The sequence below is a fragment of the Alkalibacterium pelagium genome, from assembly GCF_900109325.1.
GTDB lineage: Bacteria > Bacillota > Bacilli > Lactobacillales > Carnobacteriaceae_A > Alkalibacterium > Alkalibacterium pelagium.
Genome location: NZ_FNZU01000009.1, coordinates 63,065 through 78,861, shown reverse-complemented (window position 1 = coordinate 78,861; position 15,797 = coordinate 63,065). Strand labels below are relative to the sequence as shown.

17 protein-coding genes are annotated in these 15,797 nt (G+C 44.7%); 6 read left to right on the top strand and 11 right to left on the bottom strand.

Features of this window, described 5'->3' with window-relative positions:
* Positions 1-24: 24 nt before the first annotated feature.
* On the bottom strand, positions 25-963 hold the full coding sequence (locus BMX79_RS08295; RefSeq protein ID WP_091481426.1) for a metal ABC transporter solute-binding protein, Zn/Mn family: 939 nt from the start codon (positions 961-963) through the stop codon (positions 25-27).
* 171 nt (positions 964-1,134) lie between these two features.
* Here BMX79_RS08295 and BMX79_RS08290 point away from each other — a divergent pair, with 171 nt between their 5' ends.
* The 4 genes from BMX79_RS08290 (at position 1,135) to BMX79_RS08275 (ending at position 5,632) form a co-directional block, all read left to right on the top strand.
* The gene (locus tag BMX79_RS08290; RefSeq protein WP_091481424.1) at positions 1,135-1,788 is read left to right on the top strand and encodes a metal-dependent transcriptional regulator; all 654 of its coding nucleotides are present in this window, start codon (positions 1,135-1,137) and stop codon (positions 1,786-1,788) included.
* 85 nt (positions 1,789-1,873) lie between these two features.
* Positions 1,874-2,467 (top strand): TVP38/TMEM64 family protein, encoded by a 594-nt coding sequence (locus BMX79_RS08285; protein ID WP_170231001.1) that lies wholly within the window; start codon positions 1,874-1,876, stop codon positions 2,465-2,467.
* Positions 2,468-2,575: 108 nt separating this feature from the next.
* The gene (pulA, locus tag BMX79_RS08280) at positions 2,576-4,561 is read left to right on the top strand and encodes a type I pullulanase (RefSeq protein ID WP_091481418.1); all 1,986 of its coding nucleotides are present in this window, start codon (positions 2,576-2,578) and stop codon (positions 4,559-4,561) included.
* Positions 4,562-4,735: 174 nt separating this feature from the next.
* On the top strand, positions 4,736-5,632 hold the full coding sequence (locus tag BMX79_RS08275) for a LysR family transcriptional regulator (RefSeq protein ID WP_091481416.1): 897 nt from the start codon (positions 4,736-4,738) through the stop codon (positions 5,630-5,632).
* Between the two features lie 85 nt (positions 5,633-5,717).
* Here the strand turns inward: BMX79_RS08275 and BMX79_RS08270 are convergent, their stop codons facing one another.
* From BMX79_RS08270 to BMX79_RS08245, 6 genes are all read right to left on the bottom strand, one after another.
* Positions 5,718-7,013: a GntP family permease gene (locus tag BMX79_RS08270; RefSeq protein ID WP_218025369.1), complete on the bottom strand. Its 1,296-nt coding sequence runs from the start codon at positions 7,011-7,013 to the stop codon at positions 5,718-5,720.
* Between the two features lie 125 nt (positions 7,014-7,138).
* Positions 7,139-7,915: a 3-hydroxybutyrate dehydrogenase gene (locus tag BMX79_RS08265; protein WP_091481413.1), complete on the bottom strand. Its 777-nt coding sequence runs from the start codon at positions 7,913-7,915 to the stop codon at positions 7,139-7,141.
* Between the two features lie 29 nt (positions 7,916-7,944).
* Positions 7,945-8,604, bottom strand: a complete 660-nt coding sequence (locus tag BMX79_RS08260) for a 3-oxoacid CoA-transferase subunit B (RefSeq protein WP_091481410.1) — start codon at positions 8,602-8,604, stop codon at positions 7,945-7,947.
* Positions 8,597-9,259, bottom strand: coding sequence for a CoA transferase subunit A (locus tag BMX79_RS08255; protein WP_091481407.1), 663 nt, complete (start codon positions 9,257-9,259; stop codon positions 8,597-8,599). Before BMX79_RS08255 ends, BMX79_RS08260 begins: the two co-directional genes overlap by 8 nt.
* A complete protein-coding gene (locus BMX79_RS08250; RefSeq protein WP_091481405.1) occupies positions 9,252-10,448 on the bottom strand; it encodes an acetyl-CoA C-acetyltransferase in 1,197 nt (398 codons plus the stop codon). Before BMX79_RS08250 ends, BMX79_RS08255 begins: the two co-directional genes overlap by 8 nt.
* Positions 10,449-10,713: 265 nt before the next feature.
* Positions 10,714-11,232: a cupin domain-containing protein gene (locus tag BMX79_RS08245; protein WP_091481402.1), complete on the bottom strand. Its 519-nt coding sequence runs from the start codon at positions 11,230-11,232 to the stop codon at positions 10,714-10,716.
* A 173-nt stretch (positions 11,233-11,405) separates the two neighbouring features.
* Between BMX79_RS08245 and BMX79_RS08240 the strand changes: the two genes are divergently transcribed.
* Positions 11,406-11,909 (top strand): hypothetical protein, encoded by a 504-nt coding sequence (locus BMX79_RS08240; protein WP_091481400.1) that lies wholly within the window; start codon positions 11,406-11,408, stop codon positions 11,907-11,909.
* Positions 11,910-12,050: 141 nt separating this feature from the next.
* Here the strand turns inward: BMX79_RS08240 and BMX79_RS08235 are convergent, their stop codons facing one another.
* From BMX79_RS08235 to BMX79_RS08215, 4 genes are all read right to left on the bottom strand, one after another.
* Positions 12,051-12,818: an ABC transporter permease gene (locus BMX79_RS08235; RefSeq protein WP_091481397.1), complete on the bottom strand. Its 768-nt coding sequence runs from the start codon at positions 12,816-12,818 to the stop codon at positions 12,051-12,053.
* Positions 12,815-13,732, bottom strand: a complete 918-nt coding sequence (locus tag BMX79_RS08230) for an ABC transporter ATP-binding protein (RefSeq protein WP_091481394.1) — start codon at positions 13,730-13,732, stop codon at positions 12,815-12,817. Before BMX79_RS08230 ends, BMX79_RS08235 begins: the two co-directional genes overlap by 4 nt.
* The gene (locus BMX79_RS08225; RefSeq protein WP_218025371.1) at positions 13,732-13,932 is read right to left on the bottom strand and encodes a PLD nuclease N-terminal domain-containing protein; all 201 of its coding nucleotides are present in this window, start codon (positions 13,930-13,932) and stop codon (positions 13,732-13,734) included. The genes BMX79_RS08230 and BMX79_RS08225 overlap by 1 nt, the downstream gene beginning before the upstream one ends.
* Positions 13,933-14,360: 428 nt before the next feature.
* Complete coding sequence (locus BMX79_RS08215; protein WP_170231002.1) at positions 14,361-15,191, bottom strand: SMP-30/gluconolactonase/LRE family protein; 831 nt, start codon at positions 15,189-15,191, stop codon at positions 14,361-14,363.
* A gap of 138 nt (positions 15,192-15,329) precedes the next feature.
* Here BMX79_RS08215 and BMX79_RS08210 point away from each other — a divergent pair, with 138 nt between their 5' ends.
* Complete coding sequence (locus BMX79_RS08210) at positions 15,330-15,764, top strand: GNAT family N-acetyltransferase (RefSeq protein WP_091481387.1); 435 nt, start codon at positions 15,330-15,332, stop codon at positions 15,762-15,764.
* Positions 15,765-15,797 lie beyond the last annotated feature (33 nt).

The window sequence follows — 15,797 nt, the reverse complement described above, 5'->3', positions numbered from 1 at the left end:
AAAACCTGCTGTGTTCAGCTGAACTTAGTCAGCCAGACCGTCAACGATCGTATCGATGTTGGCACGGTACATTTTCAGATAGGTTTCTGCATCGTCTTCTTCACTGCCTAATGCATCGGAATACAATTCTCCGGCGTTGACTACCTCGTGCCCTCTGCTTCCGGCTGCTTCGATCAGCGCTTCGATGTTTCTTGGCGAAACCGAGCTCTCAACAAATACCGCATTGATCTCATTGTCTACCAGGAAGTCTGCGAGCTGACTGATATCTCCAGTTCCCGCTTCTGTCTGTGTATTCAATCCCTGCAGACCGACCACTTCAAAATTAAACTCTTCTCCAAAATACTGGAACGCATCATGTGCCGTCACCAGATAGCGGGACTGTTCCGGTACTTCTTCAATTCTTTCTTCAATATACGTTCTTAATTCACCCAGTTCAACTAAATATGCCTCAGCATTCTCCTGGTAATAGTCTTCATTGTCCGGATCTTTTTCACTCAGCTGGTCTGCTGCATAAGCTGTAATTGTTTCCCAGTGAGAGACGCTGAACCAGATGTGCGGATCATACTCCAGATTCTCTTCATCTTCTTCCGGATCGAGAAGCTCCCCTTCATTCAAGGCATCTGCCATGACGATCGTGAAGACCCCTCTTTCATCCAATTGTTCAAAGACTTCTACAAAGCGTTCTTCTAGCATTAATCCATTATACGCGACAATGTCTGCTTCTGACATAGCATTTACATCAGATGTGGATGGCTGGTAATCATGCGGATCGACTCCGGGACCCATCAGCCCTTCTACTGACACGTTTTCTCCACCGATCGTCTCCATAAGATCAGCGATCATAGATGTAGTCGCCACAACATTCAATGGATTATCCTCCGAAACCTCATCTGCCTGTTCATTTCCGCAAGCTGCCAGTGACACGACACCTGCCATCAATGCTAATCCTTTTACCCATTTCATTAATACCTATCTCCTTCTATACAAGTAGCGCTATTTTACTTTAATTATTTTTAGTCTACCCTAAAAAATATTTTCAGTCAACCGTGAACCAAAAATTAAATCCCCCTTTGATTAGAAACTGATAAATGTGGTACACTTTTATAGAAATGAAAAAGATAGAGGGGTATAACGATGACACCCAATAAAGAGGATTTTATAAAAGCAATTTTTGAACTTGGCGGAAAAGAAAAGGTAGTGACCAACAAGGACCTGGTACGGATGCTTTCAATATCTGCCGCATCTGTGACAGATATGAATACACGTCTGCTCAAGGAAGAGCTTATCACACACCTGCCTTACCAGGGTGTCATGCTTACTGAAAAGGGTCTGCTGATTGCTAATCAGCTAATTAGAAAACACCGGATCTGGGAAGTTTTTCTTGCAGAAAAATTGGGGTACGACTGGAATGAGGTCCATGCGGATGCCGACCTTCTGGAGCATGTGTCTTCAGATCTTCTGATCGAACGCCTTAATATATTTCTGGAGGAACCGACATTTGATCCTCACGGTGGAGTGATTCCGAATCAGGATGGTACAGTCCCGGAAATACATTCTACTCCGCTTATTGAGTGCAGAGTCGGTGACCGGTTCAAAATACAGGAAGTGGATGATCAGGAGGACTTCCTGGAATATCTGCTATATAAGAAAGTTCACTTAGGTAAAGAATACACCTTAGCTGAAATCGAACCGTATGACGGCCCGTTGACTCTCGAGACGCCAGCTGGTGAAAAAACGGTCATCGGACATAAGGCAGCATTTAAAATCTTTGTAGATATAATAGAATGATCGACTGACAAAAGCGTTCTTATGAGCGTTTTTTTTAGTTCCCTGATAAAATAGAACTAGTATACTCTGGAAAGAAGGAAGTTGCGTGGAGAAGCTGCATCGTAAACTGGAATGGATCGATGTGTTGAGCCTCATCGGTTTGTGCCTGTCTATCATACTTATTTATTTTGCCTGGCAAGGTGGCGTGTTCAACTCACGGGAAGATTTCGTAGCCTACGTTCACGGATTTGGCCGGTTTTCTGTAGCTATATTTATCCTGCTGCAGATTCTGCAGATTTTCCTTCCCCTTCTTCCTTCAGCTATTACCGTAACGGCAGGTGTCGTATTATATGGACCAGTCATTGGTGTTCTATATAATTATATCGGCATCAGTATTGGATCCATTCTGGCTTTCCTCATTGTGAGACGTTACGGTCACTCGGCTCTGGAAAAACTGGTCAGCAAGAGCAGGATTGAAAAATACGAAGATAAACTAACAAACGGCAAGACATTCGAACGTTTTTTTACTACTGTCATTTTTGTCCCGTTTGCTCCTGATAATGTGGTCTGTTACCTTGCCGGTCTATCCAGTATGTCCATTCTGAAAGTGTCAGTCATTATCCTTTTAGGAAAACCATTATCGATTGCCTTATACAGTCTGGGATGGACTACCCTTCTGGAACTCATCGGCATCATATAGAATGAAAGAATGATGGAAAGTGCTGGACAGCCTTTTTATCATTCTTTTAGATTGAGCACTGACTTGCATGGTATACTTTATAATAAGTAGAAAGAAAGGATTGTTACTATGAACAGCAGTCAGCCTTTGGAAAAACGCATTCCCTATCTTGAAGATAACCGCTACAGTCAGGATGATCTGGGACTGACCTATACAGCCGCTTCCTCAACATTCAAGGTCTGGTCCCCTCTTGCTGAACAGGCCTGGGTCAATCTGTACGACTCAGCTGACTCAGACACATCGTCCCGAAAATTGGAGATGTCTCTGGAAGACACTGTCTGGGAACTGACGGTCAATGAGGACTTGAAGGGATTATTTTATACGTATTCATTTATTCACGATGGTGTTGAAACTGAGGCCGCTGATCTCTACAGCAGAGCTGTCGGCTTGAACGGAAACCGGTCTGCTGTCATCGATTTAGCCGAAACGGATCCAAAGGGATGGTCAGAGGACCAGTTTGAGCGGGTCTCACGAATCACGGATGCCATGATCTGGGAAATCCATATTGAGGACTTTTCAAGTGACGAGTCTGCAACGTTTAAAAAAGAACATCGAGGAAAATATCTGGCCTTTACTGATGATCAGGTCCATGTGTTCGATCAGCCTGATCAGCCGGCAGGACTGGCTTATATCAGCGAGCTCGGAATCAATTATGTGCACCTCCTCCCTGCTTTCGATTATGAAAATGACGAAACTTCTCCTGCATACAACTGGGGATATGATCCAAAGAACTATATGGTCCCTGAAGGCAAGTACGCATCTGATCCAGCCGATCCACTCAGTCGAATCAGGGAATTCAAGAAAATGGTCGCCAGTCTTCATAAGAAGGGGATCGGTGTGGTCCTGGATGTGGTGTATAACCATACGTTTACGTTTGAGAACTCCTGGTTCCAGCTGACTGTACCTGACTACTATTATCGTCAGGAATCGGACGGGTCTTTATCCAACGGATCAGGTTGCGGGAACGAAACAGCTAGCGAACGGAAAATGATGCGCAAGTACATTATTGATTCTATTGTATACTGGGTCGAAGAATACCATATCGACGGCATTCGGTTTGATCTCATGGGTCTGCACGATGTCGATACCATAAACAAGCTGAGACGGACCTTGAATGAGAAAGGTCACAACGATGTCATTCTCTACGGAGAACCCTGGAATGCTGGAAGTGTAGCCATTTATGAGCCCAATAAACCAGCTGATAAATACCATATCGGTGATTTCGAGGACGGCATAGCCATATTTAATGATGAATTCCGTGATGCGGTCAAAGGCCCTGTCTTTGAAGCCGATAAAGGTGGGTTTCTGCAGGGAGCCAACGGACATGAAGACAGCGCCTATGCGACGAATGATCTGATTGCCAGTATTCTGGCCAACACTCAGTCTGATGTGGGACGTTTCCGCCTGCCGGATGAAAAGCAGTGGGCACGTAATCCGAGTCAGGTCGTGACGTATTCATCTGCTCATGATAACCTGACCCTCTATGACAAACTAGTGGCTTCTACTCTTAAGAAGTCTTCTTACGAGCGAAACCTGGATCTGGTTCAGATGAACAAACTGAACGCTGCACTGCTGTATACTTCTCTTGGAGGTGTCTTCATGCAGGCGGGTGAAGAATGGGGTCGGACGAAATACGGCGATGACAATAGTTTCCGTTCATCCATCGACATCAATCTCCTTGACTGGACGCGCACCTATGAGCATATCGACCTTGTCAACTATTACAAGGGCATGATCGCTATCAGAAAGGCGTATGCTCCACTCCGGGATGACACGAATCAGACTGGCGACGCCGTTTTCTTCTCACAGCTGAGAGAAAACCTTCTAGCCTATACGATCCCGAACACTACCGGTGAAGGTGACTGGTCAATGATGGCTGTTGTGGTGAACTCAAACCAGCAGCCCGACCGGGTCGAACTGAAAAGCAGCTACCCGCTGCCTAAAGAATGGACGATCATTGCCAACCGTCACACAGCCGGACTAGATCCTCTGGGAACGATCACCGGCAATAAACTGATCATCAACCCGAGAGAAGTTCTGATTCTGGTCAGCTGATCACTTAAACTATACGTTACTCTACTGAGCTGAACGAAAGGTGAGTCCCTCTCCTTTTCATTCAGCTCAGTTTTTTTTCCCATTTATTCCAGGCACGGTGATATCAGTAGAGCAAATCTTTGGTATACTGCTCATATATACGCCCATGCATCAAAAATGGAGAAAGGACCTCTTATGGATATCAAGCAGTTATATTATTTTGTCGCTATTGTTGAAGCTGATTTTAATATGTCAAAAGCTTCCAAAGCCCTTCATCTTTCTCAGCCTGCACTCAGCCAGACCATATCGATCATGGAAAAAACTGAGAATCTTCAGTTGTTCGAACGCTCTCACGGACGTCTGCAGAATCTGACAGGTGCAGGTGACGTCCTGTACAGTCATGCAAAAGAAATCATCGAGCGCTTTGAAGCTATGACAGAAGACCTTCAGGAAGAATCCGCTCAGCTTAAAGGCAATATTCGCATCGGAATTCCCCCAGTCGTCATATCGATCGTCTTTCCAGAAATCCTGCCGATCATGCTGGCTGAAAATCCTAAAATCGGCTTTGAAGTTAAAGAGGCCGGTGCCATGGAACTGAAAAAAGATCTGCTTCTTCAGGACCTGCCTATAGCTGTTCTGCTCAAACCTACCGGACTTGATTCAGACAGCATAGAAGAAGTGACCTTGTCTAGAGACACCTTATCAGCATTCATGAGTGTCGATCATCCCTTAGCTCACAAAGATGTCATTACGTGGCAGGACCTTCACAATCAGCCCATGGCGATCTTTGATTCAACTTATATGATTCACCATCAGCTGCTCAGAAAATTCGCCGACTTGCAGATCAAACCGAAATTGTCTCTTCAATCTGCATCCTGGGATCTTTTGCTGAACTCGACTCGACATTCAAGCCTGATCACTGTTCTCCCATCGCCAGTAGCAAAATACTATTCTATGGACGATGTGACCTGCAAGCCGTTCGACGAGCCCATATACTGGGATGTCACCTTATGTAGACGAAAAAAAACGCGTTATTCACGCGTAGAAGACTATGTGTTCAATTACATGAAAGACTACTATAAACTTAATTGACTGCAGACAATCTATCTGTCACATAATCTATAAAATTTAAGAAAGCGAAGGTCAGATACAAAATGTATCGCCTTCGCTTTCCTTTTTATACTAAGCCGATCGATGCTAGCGCGATACCGACAACAGCTGACAGAATCGGAATGATAATGCCGACGACAGCTATATCCATGTAACTCTCTTTATGTGACAATGTGGTAATGGTCAGAAGTGTCAGAACGGCCCCGTTATGAGGTAGGACATCCAGACCTCCTGAAGAGATCGATGCAATTCTATGAAACGCTTCTGGTGCTATACCGGACGTCTGAGACAACTGGAAGTATTGTTCTCCCAATGCTTCAAGAGCAATCCCCATCCCACCTGAAGCTGATCCAGTCGCACCTGCAAGAAGGTTGACTGCGACGGCCAGTGACACCAGCGGATTACCCGGGATAGCCATCAGCCCGGATGTCAGGACTGCAAATCCAGGAACAGCCTGGACGATTGTGCCGAAACCAACAGCAGCACTAGTATTAAGGATAGCTGTCACAGACCCTTTAGCCCCATCGTTGATTGAGCCGGATACACCAATGCGTTTGATTCTAGGCAGACTAAGCAAAAGAATCAGAATGATTCCCACCAGAATAGCGACGACAATGTTCCATTCAAAAACATTCAATGTAACCAGTACAGAAATAAGCGGAATCAGTGACAGAAAGACGTTAGGTGGCTCTTCCGTTACTTCAATGACTGTATTATCTTTTGGCTCATCAAAGACTTCTCCTTTACTGATCAGCTGTTTCTGTCTCCACATCAGATAGAAATAGCCTCCGAATGCCATGACCAGCGCTGCTGCAATCCCCATGATCGGTGCAGCTGTTGGCGTAGTATTGAAATATGGCATCGGAATCAGATTCTGTATCTGAGGTGTTCCTGGAATTGCCGTCATTGTAAATGTGAACGCCCCTAGTGCAATCGTTGCAGGTATCAGGCGTCTTGGCAGATTCGCTTGTCTGAATAGTGACAAGGCAAGTGGATACACTGCAAATACCACTACGAACAGACTGATCCCACCGTATGTCAGAACGGCCGCAGATAGAAACACACCCAGAATGGCTCTTTTTTCTCCCAGTAATGCGGACAGTTTCAACGCTACAGATCTGGCCATTCCGGAATCTTCCATTAATTTTCCGAATATGGAACTCAGCATGAAGACTGGAAACCAGGTCTGCAGGAAGCCGACTAGTCCGGACATATAAATTCCTGTGTAAGCTTCGAGAAGATCCAGCCCGCCTGTCCATGCGACAAATCCAGCTGCGAGCGGCGCGACCCAGATAATCGAATACCCAAGATACGCTAACCCCATTAATATAAATAACCCAACTATTATTCCTAATACTTCCACTTCTGTCACTCCTCTTTCTAAGTAAGTGCTGATTCAGATAGGCATTCCCATACCTTTTAGTCATTGTTCTCATAGGTGGCCAGTGGAAGCTCACCTATCTGCTCCCACTGCTACCCTGATTTTTATTATTGTGCGGTATATCCGCCGTCCAGAACCAAAGCCTGGCCTGTAATACCCTGAGCTTTTTCGCTGCTGATGAACATAGCATAGTGTGCGATCTCAGAAACATCCAGAAGACGCTTTTGCGGCACTAAAGGATAAATAACATCTTCGAGTACACTTTCCAGTGGAACATTGCGCGTGGAAGCCAGATCATTCAGTTGACCTCTGACCAGTGGTGTATCTACATAGCCTGGGCAGATGGCATTGACTGTTACGCCATATTCAGCAGCTTCCAGAGCAGCCACTTTGGTCAGCCCAATGACACCATGCTTTGCACTGTTATAAGCAGCTTTTCCGGCAAAACCGATCAGTCCGTTAATTGATGCCATGTTCAGAATGCGTCCGAACCCCTGTTTTTTCATAATAGGCATGGCATGCTTGATAGCCATGAAAGGTGCAGTCAGCATCACTTTGATCATGAACTCATATTTAGAAGTCGGAAAGTCTTCGATCGGTGAAACATGCTGCAGGCCTGCATTGTTAAGCAGAACATCGAGACGACCATATTTTTCTACAGTTTTTTCTATAGCAGACTTGATGTCTTCTTCACTTGTCACGTCGACTTTAATCCCCATACAGTCTTTTCCGCTTTCCTGAAGAGCTTTAGTCACTTCATTCAGTTTCTCCTCATTGATATCAGTAAACACGACTTTAGCTCCTGCATTTAAAAACTCCATTCCGATTGAATGACCGATTCCGCTTGCTGCTCCTGTTATAAATACAACTTGTCCCTCTACCATGTGTTATTCCTCCAGTTTTTTATAGATTATTATGCTTTCATTTTCTTCAGTTCTTTGTCTACATAAAGCTTAGCTTCAGTCGCTTCCTGTACTTGTTCTATGGTGAATTCAGGATTGATTTCTGTCAGCAGAAGCCCTTCAGTTGTAACTTTTATGACCCCCATTTCAGTAATAATGGTGTCTACTGCACCCTGAGCGGTCAAAGGTAAATTGCATTCTTTAAGTATCTTATGATTGCCCTTAGCCGTATGCTGCATGGCAACAATCACTTTTTTAGCCCCATTGAGAAGATCCATGGCTCCACCCATTCCAGGTACTAATTTACCGGGAATCATATAATTGGCAATATTTCCTTTTTCATCGACTTGAAGTGCACCTAGGACAGTCAGGTCGACATGCCCCCCTCGAATGATCCCGAAGGATACCGCAGAATCGAAGAATGCTCCTCCTGGTTTTATTGTCACAGGCTGACCTCCAGCATTGACTATATCAGGATCGTACGTGTCCTCTGTCTGGGAAGGCCCAAGTCCGACGAACCCATTTTCTGACTGGAACAGAACTTCTACATCATCTGGAATATAGTTGGCCACTTTAGTCGGTAGTCCAATCCCCAGGTTGACGATCGATCCATCTTCCAGTTCTTTTGCCACTCGTTTTGCGATAAATTCCTGAACTTCATGCTTATCCATTAAGTGCACCTCCATCGACTACCCTGTTAACAAATACACCCGGCGTATGCACTGTATTCGGATCCAGGTCTCCATTTTCAACAACTTCATCAGCTTCCACAATCGTGACTTTCGCAGCAGATGCCATCACGTTACTGAAGTTATTCGTCGATCCTCTGTACACCAGGTTTCCATTGCGATCCGCTTTTGCTGCATGAATCAGTGCATAATCCGCTTTAAGTGGGGTCTCAAGCAAGTACTCCACTCCATCAACTGTAATCTTCTGCTTGCCTTCTTCTACTAGAGTCCCTACCCCAGTCTCAGTCAGAAACCCGCCTAGTCCATATCCGCCAGCGCGGATGCGTTCAGCCAGCGTCCCTTGTGGCACCAGGATGACTTCAGTTTCTCCTTCATTCATCTGGCGGCCTGTCTCTTTATTTGTACCGATATGTGACGCATACAGTTTTTTTATCAGCTTTCTGGCAATCAGCTTTCCTGATCCAGTCGTCACTAACCCAGTATCGGTACTGATAAGAGTAATATCCTTTACCCCATGATCGATCAGAGCATCGATCAGTTTTTCTGGAGCACCATTCGCCATGAAGCCCCCGATCATCAGGGTATCCCCATCTCTAATATCCTTGATCGCTTCTTTTAAGTCTACTACTTTATCCATTGTCATCCTCCTGTCGTTCAACTAGAACAGCTATACCCATTCCGCCGCCAATACATAAGGTAGCCAGACCTGTGTTAGACTGTCTCTTTATCATTTCATGAATCAGAGTGACCAGTACGCGCGCTCCACTTGCTCCTATCGGATGGCCCAGAGCGATTGCTCCTCCATTAACGTTAACAATATCTGTATTCAATTCCAGATCCTTGACGACACTCAATGCCTGCGCTGCAAAAGCTTCATTCGCTTCGATCAGATCAAGATCTTCAACAGTCAGTCCAGCTTTTTCCAGAACTTTCTGTGACGCAGGAATCGGTCCGCAACCCATAATTTCTGGACTTACACCCGCACTTGCATAAGCTTTTAATGTGACCAGAGGCTTCAGACCCAACTCATCCGCTTTCTCTCTGCTCATCATTACTAAAGCAGCGGCTCCGTCATTGATTCCAGACGCATTTCCAGCTGTCACCGACCCGTCTTTCTTGAATGCTGGTCGCAGCTTCTGAAGCTTTTCAACTGTCATGCCAAATTTAGGATACTCGTCGGTTCCAACTGATACCGGCTCCCCTCGACGTTGAGGCACTTCTACAGGTATGATTTCGTCTGTGAACCGTCCACTTTTTATTGCTTCTTCAGCTTTATTCTGACTAGTCTCTGCAAACAGATCCTGTTCTTCTCTTGTAAACCCGTATTTCTCAACTATATTCTCTGCCGTGACACCCATATGATACTCATTGAATGCATCCACCAGACCATCTTTCAGCATAGTATCGACGACTGTCATATCGCCCATACGCTGACCCCAGCGGGCGTTTTCCATCACATGGGCCGCATTACTCATACTCTCTGTTCCTCCGGCTATGATAACATCCGCATCTCCTAGCATGATGGCTTGTGCTGCCAATGTAACAGCCTTCAGTCCGGAGCCACATAACTTGTTCACTGCAAACGAAGGGCTTTTTTCCGGAATACCGGAACGGACCGCAATTTGTCTGGCTACATTCTGACCAAGTCCTGCACTCAAGACGTTCCCAAAAATCAGTTCATCTACCTGATCAGGATCCAGACTGATTCTTTTCATTACCCCTTCTACAGCAGCTACTCCTAAATCTACTGCTGAGACATCTTTAAATGCTCCACCGTGAGAACCTATTGGCGTACGTGCTGCTTCAACTATTACTACTTCTCTCATGAGTGACCTCCTATAAGTAATTGTATATGTTATTTCATCTGAATACTGAAGCCTGATTAAAAACTAACCATTCAGTAATCGCTTACAAATTGATAATAAAGGGGTTTTAAGATAAAGTCTAACTGTTAATTTTTATATGCACTATAAGCATTTCTTATAGAATAATCCTGTAGCAACTTTTTTTGTCGATTCTTAACAAAAAACTGATGCAGGTGAGTATGTTTACACATCTCTCACCTGCATCAGCTTTTACTTATTCATATTGTTATCCAGAAGTTATGGCCCAGTAGTCCTGAACTGCTCCATTTTCGCCACCAACGGGGTCTGTTTCTGGAACGGGTATGTCGTAACACCTCTGTTGAACACGCTCGTAATCGACAGCATCTCCGCGTTGAAGGTCCGGACTTTCACCATTTGGATAAGCGCCGACCACTTGAAAATCATTAGTAGATGTCAGCAGTTTGTGTGCAACCCCAGCTGGGAGAAGCATGACATCTCCGGCCTCTACAGTAAATTCATTCGAATGTGGCCCGCCAAGCTGAACAGTCGCTCTTCCTGACACGCAGCCAAGAACCTCATGTGTGTTTGAATGAAAATGATGAAAATCATAGATTCCATTCACCCATCCGTTCGTATAGCCATTGTTAGAAAAAAACGATTTGACTGCTTCTCCAGGGTCAGAATAATCCTGAATGACTTCCTCTACAGCTTTCGGATAAATAATCACTGGTAAAGGGTGATTAGGAAAAGGAGACTGTGCTTTAAACCGATGTGTCTCGACCATACAAAAAACCTCCTGTAATGAGTTATAACTTCTTTACTTAAGTGTGACAAATGAGTCTTTTATCTGCAACTCATACGTTTTGAATCTGTAGACAATACGTATTAAATTGACTATTATCAGCACTTTCAGTATTCTTAGATAAAGAAAAAGGTAATTTTAGAAAGGGGATCACCATGGGACTATTTGATTTCTTTAAAGGTAAAAACAAACCGGCATCCAGCAGTGAACCGGTCAGTGACGCAGAAACGGATCAAATTACCGTCAAGTACGAAGCCAAACTGACTGCGCATGAACTGAAAGCGGACGAGTCGACTATAAACACTGTCGTTGCTAAAATGGTAGAAGAAGATCCGTTCAAGAACTACTATAACGGCAAAACACTTGAAGACATGACAGCTTTGAGTAAACGCGTATACAAGTATGAAAGCATCACAACCGTAAATGTTGATTTTAACGTCAAAGAAAAAGACCGTATTCTGGTCGTCGTCGAGGGTTCACCGATCGGTTTCGTTCCAGAAGAAAAGGCGAAAGCCATTCAGGAGTATCAGTCCAAATATCTGCTGACTGCTTTTGTCTACGTAACGGGCGGCCCTTATCTTGAGTACGATCGTGAAACGGATCAAGCTGTAGAAGGCGAGTCGCCTTTGGGCTTGGATATCTTCGCTCAATTCACATGATGTACGGTGCAAGCCTGCTCATTCTCTGATGAGTTTCTGTGTGACCAATAAAAAAACACCTCCTGATTCTGACAGAGCCTGTAAATGGTCTGCTTCAGATCGGGAGGTGTTTATTTTCTGGACTACTTTCTGCTTTTGAAATTACTGTAAAGCTTTTCGTCTGAAGATAAAGCCCCCTGTTATCGTGAAAAGCACGGTTATCAGAAGTGTGATGACCACACCACGAGTGAATGCCGGATCAGTTGACTGAAGTCTCAGGACTTCAACGTTTCTAGTAGCAAGCTGAAGCGGGCTCCATCTCTCAATGACCGGAAAGATGCTTCCAATAAATAATACGGCAACTCCTCCTCCAACGGTCAGGAGCGGTGCATAGCTGTTCCTGAACAGGACCCCTGAAAGCATCAGGAGACTGATAATCAGAAGACCGAACAAATAGAGACTCCCCACCGAGATGAACAGGCCATCACTTGTCCCTTCCGGAAAGTAATAGACCGTATAAGCCAAGGTGATCAGGAAGCTTATAAGATAAAAGGTTGTCCAGCTGAGCAGCAGAACAGTCAGTTTAGCACCATAAATCGTCAGACGCGGCAACCCTTTAGTGACCATATGAATGAAGGTCCCTTTTTCATATTCCTTTGCCATCACCGGACTGAATACCAGTACGAAAGCGACTAGCGCGATCTGATTGATATTGGAGAAGAACTGAAGCCACGAATCGATGTGAGTCGGTTCAGCAAGAATGATTGTGATGTTTTCATCCATAAGACTTTCCATCAGTTCCGGTAGAAATCGCGCACTCAACGGACTCAGCAGGCCAACAATTGCAAAAACGATGCCCAGAATGAAGAACTTATAATTCCGGCTGTTTTCTCTTATTTCTTTCTGAATAAAAGCGCCATAGCCTCTCATCTGATCGCCTCCATAAACACTTCTTCCATAGTCGGCTCCTTGCGTTCAACTCTTACTGGTATAACAGATAAAGTATGAAGACAATTGAGGATTTTACTCATGCCCTCTGCTGCAGACTCTGATGTTCCTTCAACTTTGACACCTGTCTGCTTGACCGGCAGCAATTCAGGATGAGTTTCAAGTGCTTCTGCTACTCTTCCCGCTTCTTCTTCAGTTTCCAGAACCACCGTCCACTGATTGGTTTTCACTTCTGATTTCAATTGTTCCACTGAACCTTGCTTGACGATTTTCCCGTTGTTCAGTATCGCCACTTTGTCACAGACTGCTTCAACATCTGTAAGAATGTGCGTCGAGAAGATGACCGTCGTCTTTTCCTTCACTTTCTTCAAAACTGCCAGCAGCTGCTGCCTTCCGATTGGATCCAGTGCAGACGTCGGTTCATCACAGATCAGCAGAATCGGATCATTGATAAGCGCCTGCGCTATTCCGAGTCTCTGTTTCATCCCTCTGGAATAATTCCTTATCCGCTTCTTGTTGTTTTCCAGCCCGACCATTTCAAGGAGCTCGCTTATTTTCTTCTTGCTCTCTTTCTTGTCGAGCCCACTGACATCTGCGCACAATGCCATGTATTCCCCGGCAGTCAAAAATGGATAAAATTCGGGCACATCTGGCAGATAACCTACATACTTATTGGTTTTTGTATCTCCATATGTCACCCGCTCACCATTGATTCTGACCGTTCCTTCGTCTGGTTTTAGCAGGCCCAGGGCAATCGTCATTGTTGTCGTTTTCCCCGCACCATTTTTCCCGATAAAGCCGTAAACTGACCCGCTGTCTACTGAAAAAGTGACGCCATCAAGGACGTTCTGTGTCCCATATGACTTTTTGAGCTGTTCAATTTCAAGTACGGCCATCAGTCTTCTTTCCTTCCAAATATCAGATAAATAATCGGTCCGATAATGTTAACGAAAACGATAACCAGTGCCCAGATAATTTTATTTCCTTGAGACAGTCGGTCATTCCTGACCAGATGAACGATTGCGGTAACCAATAGAATAAGCTGCAGTATGATTAAAGGCAGCAGAATGGCAAAATAGTCAGTCATTAGTTGCATGGGCTTTCCTCCTTCAAATGAATTAGTCAGCTTAAGTTTACCCTTTTTTTCACAAAAAAGACAGGGACTTCAGATGTATATTGATTATATTTCCCTTATTCAGCACGTAACTTTAGCCGAATCACTAAAGAACTATGAGGACAAAAAATCCGGCTCAGTTCAGCCGGATTTTTCATAATTAATTTGTATTAGACCTGGGCGAACTCACAGCTTTAAGGAGAGCTAGCCTGGCTGATTTCGCGTCTTACGACACAGTCAGTAGACTAGACCGTTTAAGTTTGCCTGAATTGGGCGGCCTTCCTCGCTTTTACTTCAAAGAGTATAAAAGGACGTGCTGTATCCGGAATCAATCGATTTGATTCTAGAGTGGCCAAACGCTTAGCGATTTGACCTTGCCTTTCAGATTTCAGCTTATTCGATTATCTTTTTTACCTGATAAGAACTTTAAACAGTCCACCAGATAATGGTTCGTCCTCTTCTTTTGCGGTCGTCAGATAAAGGTGATCCTGTTCTTTTCCGCCTAGACAGCACGATGTGACGTTGGACACGGGCATCTGCACTTCCATCAGTTTATCTCCAGTAGTGGAGTGCCATTTGCACGCCTTGCCTCCACCGTATTCTGCAACCCATAAATGTCCGTCCAGATCTACACACATCCCGTCCGGAGTGCCCCCGTCGGTCACTTCAAACAGAACTTTCTCGTCAGAAATCTCGCCAGTTTCAAGGTCATACGCAAAAGATCGGACGATTTTCTCTCCCGATTCAACATGGTAGAAGGTTGACCCACCTTCAGACCAGCCCAGTCCATTGGCAATCGTCAGGCCATCGAGGACTTCCTTATACTCCGAACCCTCCACAATATATAGAGCAGCAGCTCCTTCGATCACTTCTTCATCACCCATTGTTCCAATGAAAAATCGTCCTTTTGGATCCAGTTTCCCGTCATTGTAACGCAGGCGATCATCCTTATTAGGCTGACAGATAAATGTCCGTTCTCCTGTTTCCGAATCGATACGGTAGATGCCGCTTTTTTCGGCAGACAAGAGCTTGCCTTCATTATCAAGAACCGCTGCTCCGACCGGTCCATCCGTTAAGTAAGTAGTCAATTCGGTAGTTTCCGGATCGAAACGATAGATGATTCCATCTGATATGGATACAAAATAGAGCTGTTGGTTGTGCTGATCCCATACAGGTCCTTCAAGCAGAGCACTTCCTGCGTAAAAAATGAGCTCAGGTTCATAATGTAGTTGTTCGGTCATTGGTGACATCCTTCCGGCTAATAGTTTGATGTTGTATTGTCAAATCTAATCAATCTGAATCTTCAATCTTCTATTTCATTGTACTCCTTTACAGGTATACTAAAGATAAATCATGATAATTTGAAATGGAGTGCTTATATGACTAAGAATAATCCCATTATTACATACAAGACAAACAGTCCAATATCTGTTTCTGTTCTGACGGATCTGTATGCCAGTGTCGAGTGGACAGGCTATACTGATCATCCGGACAAAATGGCCCGACTGCTTGACGGCAGCGCCTATTACGAGTCTGCCTGGCATGGCAATCGACTTGTGGGACTCATCCGAGTAGTGAGTGATCATGCATCGATTGTCTATGTCCAGGACATCCTCGTCAGACCGGACTATCAGAGATCAGGAATCGGTCGTAAACTGATGCAGTCGACGCTTGAAGAGTTCGACTATATCAGGCAGACGGTTCTGATGACCGACGACAGCGAAGAAACAAAAGCCTTTTACCGATCCCTTGGTTTTATCTCTTCAAATGAACTCGGCGGCCTAGCTTTTGTAAAAATGAATGCGGACGCCTAGGTAGGCTGGACTTACGGGTCTTATTCCTGTTTT

Excerpts from the sequence above, each read along its gene's own strand:
- BMX79_RS08295 (WP_091481426.1), bottom strand. The coding sequence starts at position 963 with ATGAAATGGGTAAAAGGATTAGCATTGATGGCAGGTGTCGTGTCACTG.
- BMX79_RS08290 (WP_091481424.1), top strand. The coding sequence starts at position 1,135 with ATGACACCCAATAAAGAGGATTTTATAAAAGCAATTTTTGAACTTGGC.
- pulA (WP_091481418.1), top strand. The coding sequence starts at position 2,576 with ATGAACAGCAGTCAGCCTTTGGAAAAACGCATTCCCTATCTTGAAGAT.
- BMX79_RS08275 (WP_091481416.1), top strand. The coding sequence starts at position 4,736 with ATGGATATCAAGCAGTTATATTATTTTGTCGCTATTGTTGAAGCTGAT.
- BMX79_RS08265 (WP_091481413.1), bottom strand. The coding sequence starts at position 7,915 with ATGGTAGAGGGACAAGTTGTATTTATAACAGGAGCAGCAAGCGGAATC.
- BMX79_RS08260 (WP_091481410.1), bottom strand. The coding sequence starts at position 8,604 with ATGGATAAGCATGAAGTTCAGGAATTTATCGCAAAACGAGTGGCAAAA.
- BMX79_RS08255 (WP_091481407.1), bottom strand. The coding sequence starts at position 9,259 with ATGGATAAAGTAGTAGACTTAAAAGAAGCGATCAAGGATATTAGAGAT.
- BMX79_RS08250 (WP_091481405.1), bottom strand. The coding sequence starts at position 10,448 with ATGAGAGAAGTAGTAATAGTTGAAGCAGCACGTACGCCAATAGGTTCT.
- BMX79_RS08245 (WP_091481402.1), bottom strand. The coding sequence starts at position 11,232 with ATGGTCGAGACACATCGGTTTAAAGCACAGTCTCCTTTTCCTAATCAC.
- BMX79_RS08240 (WP_091481400.1), top strand. The coding sequence starts at position 11,406 with ATGGGACTATTTGATTTCTTTAAAGGTAAAAACAAACCGGCATCCAGC.
- BMX79_RS08235 (WP_091481397.1), bottom strand. The coding sequence starts at position 12,818 with ATGAGAGGCTATGGCGCTTTTATTCAGAAAGAAATAAGAGAAAACAGC.
- BMX79_RS08230 (WP_091481394.1), bottom strand. The coding sequence starts at position 13,732 with ATGGCCGTACTTGAAATTGAACAGCTCAAAAAGTCATATGGGACACAG.
- BMX79_RS08225 (WP_218025371.1), bottom strand. The coding sequence starts at position 13,932 with ATGCAACTAATGACTGACTATTTTGCCATTCTGCTGCCTTTAATCATA.
- BMX79_RS08215 (WP_170231002.1), bottom strand. The coding sequence starts at position 15,191 with ATGACCGAACAACTACATTATGAACCTGAGCTCATTTTTTACGCAGGA.
- BMX79_RS08210 (WP_091481387.1), top strand. The coding sequence starts at position 15,330 with ATGACTAAGAATAATCCCATTATTACATACAAGACAAACAGTCCAATA.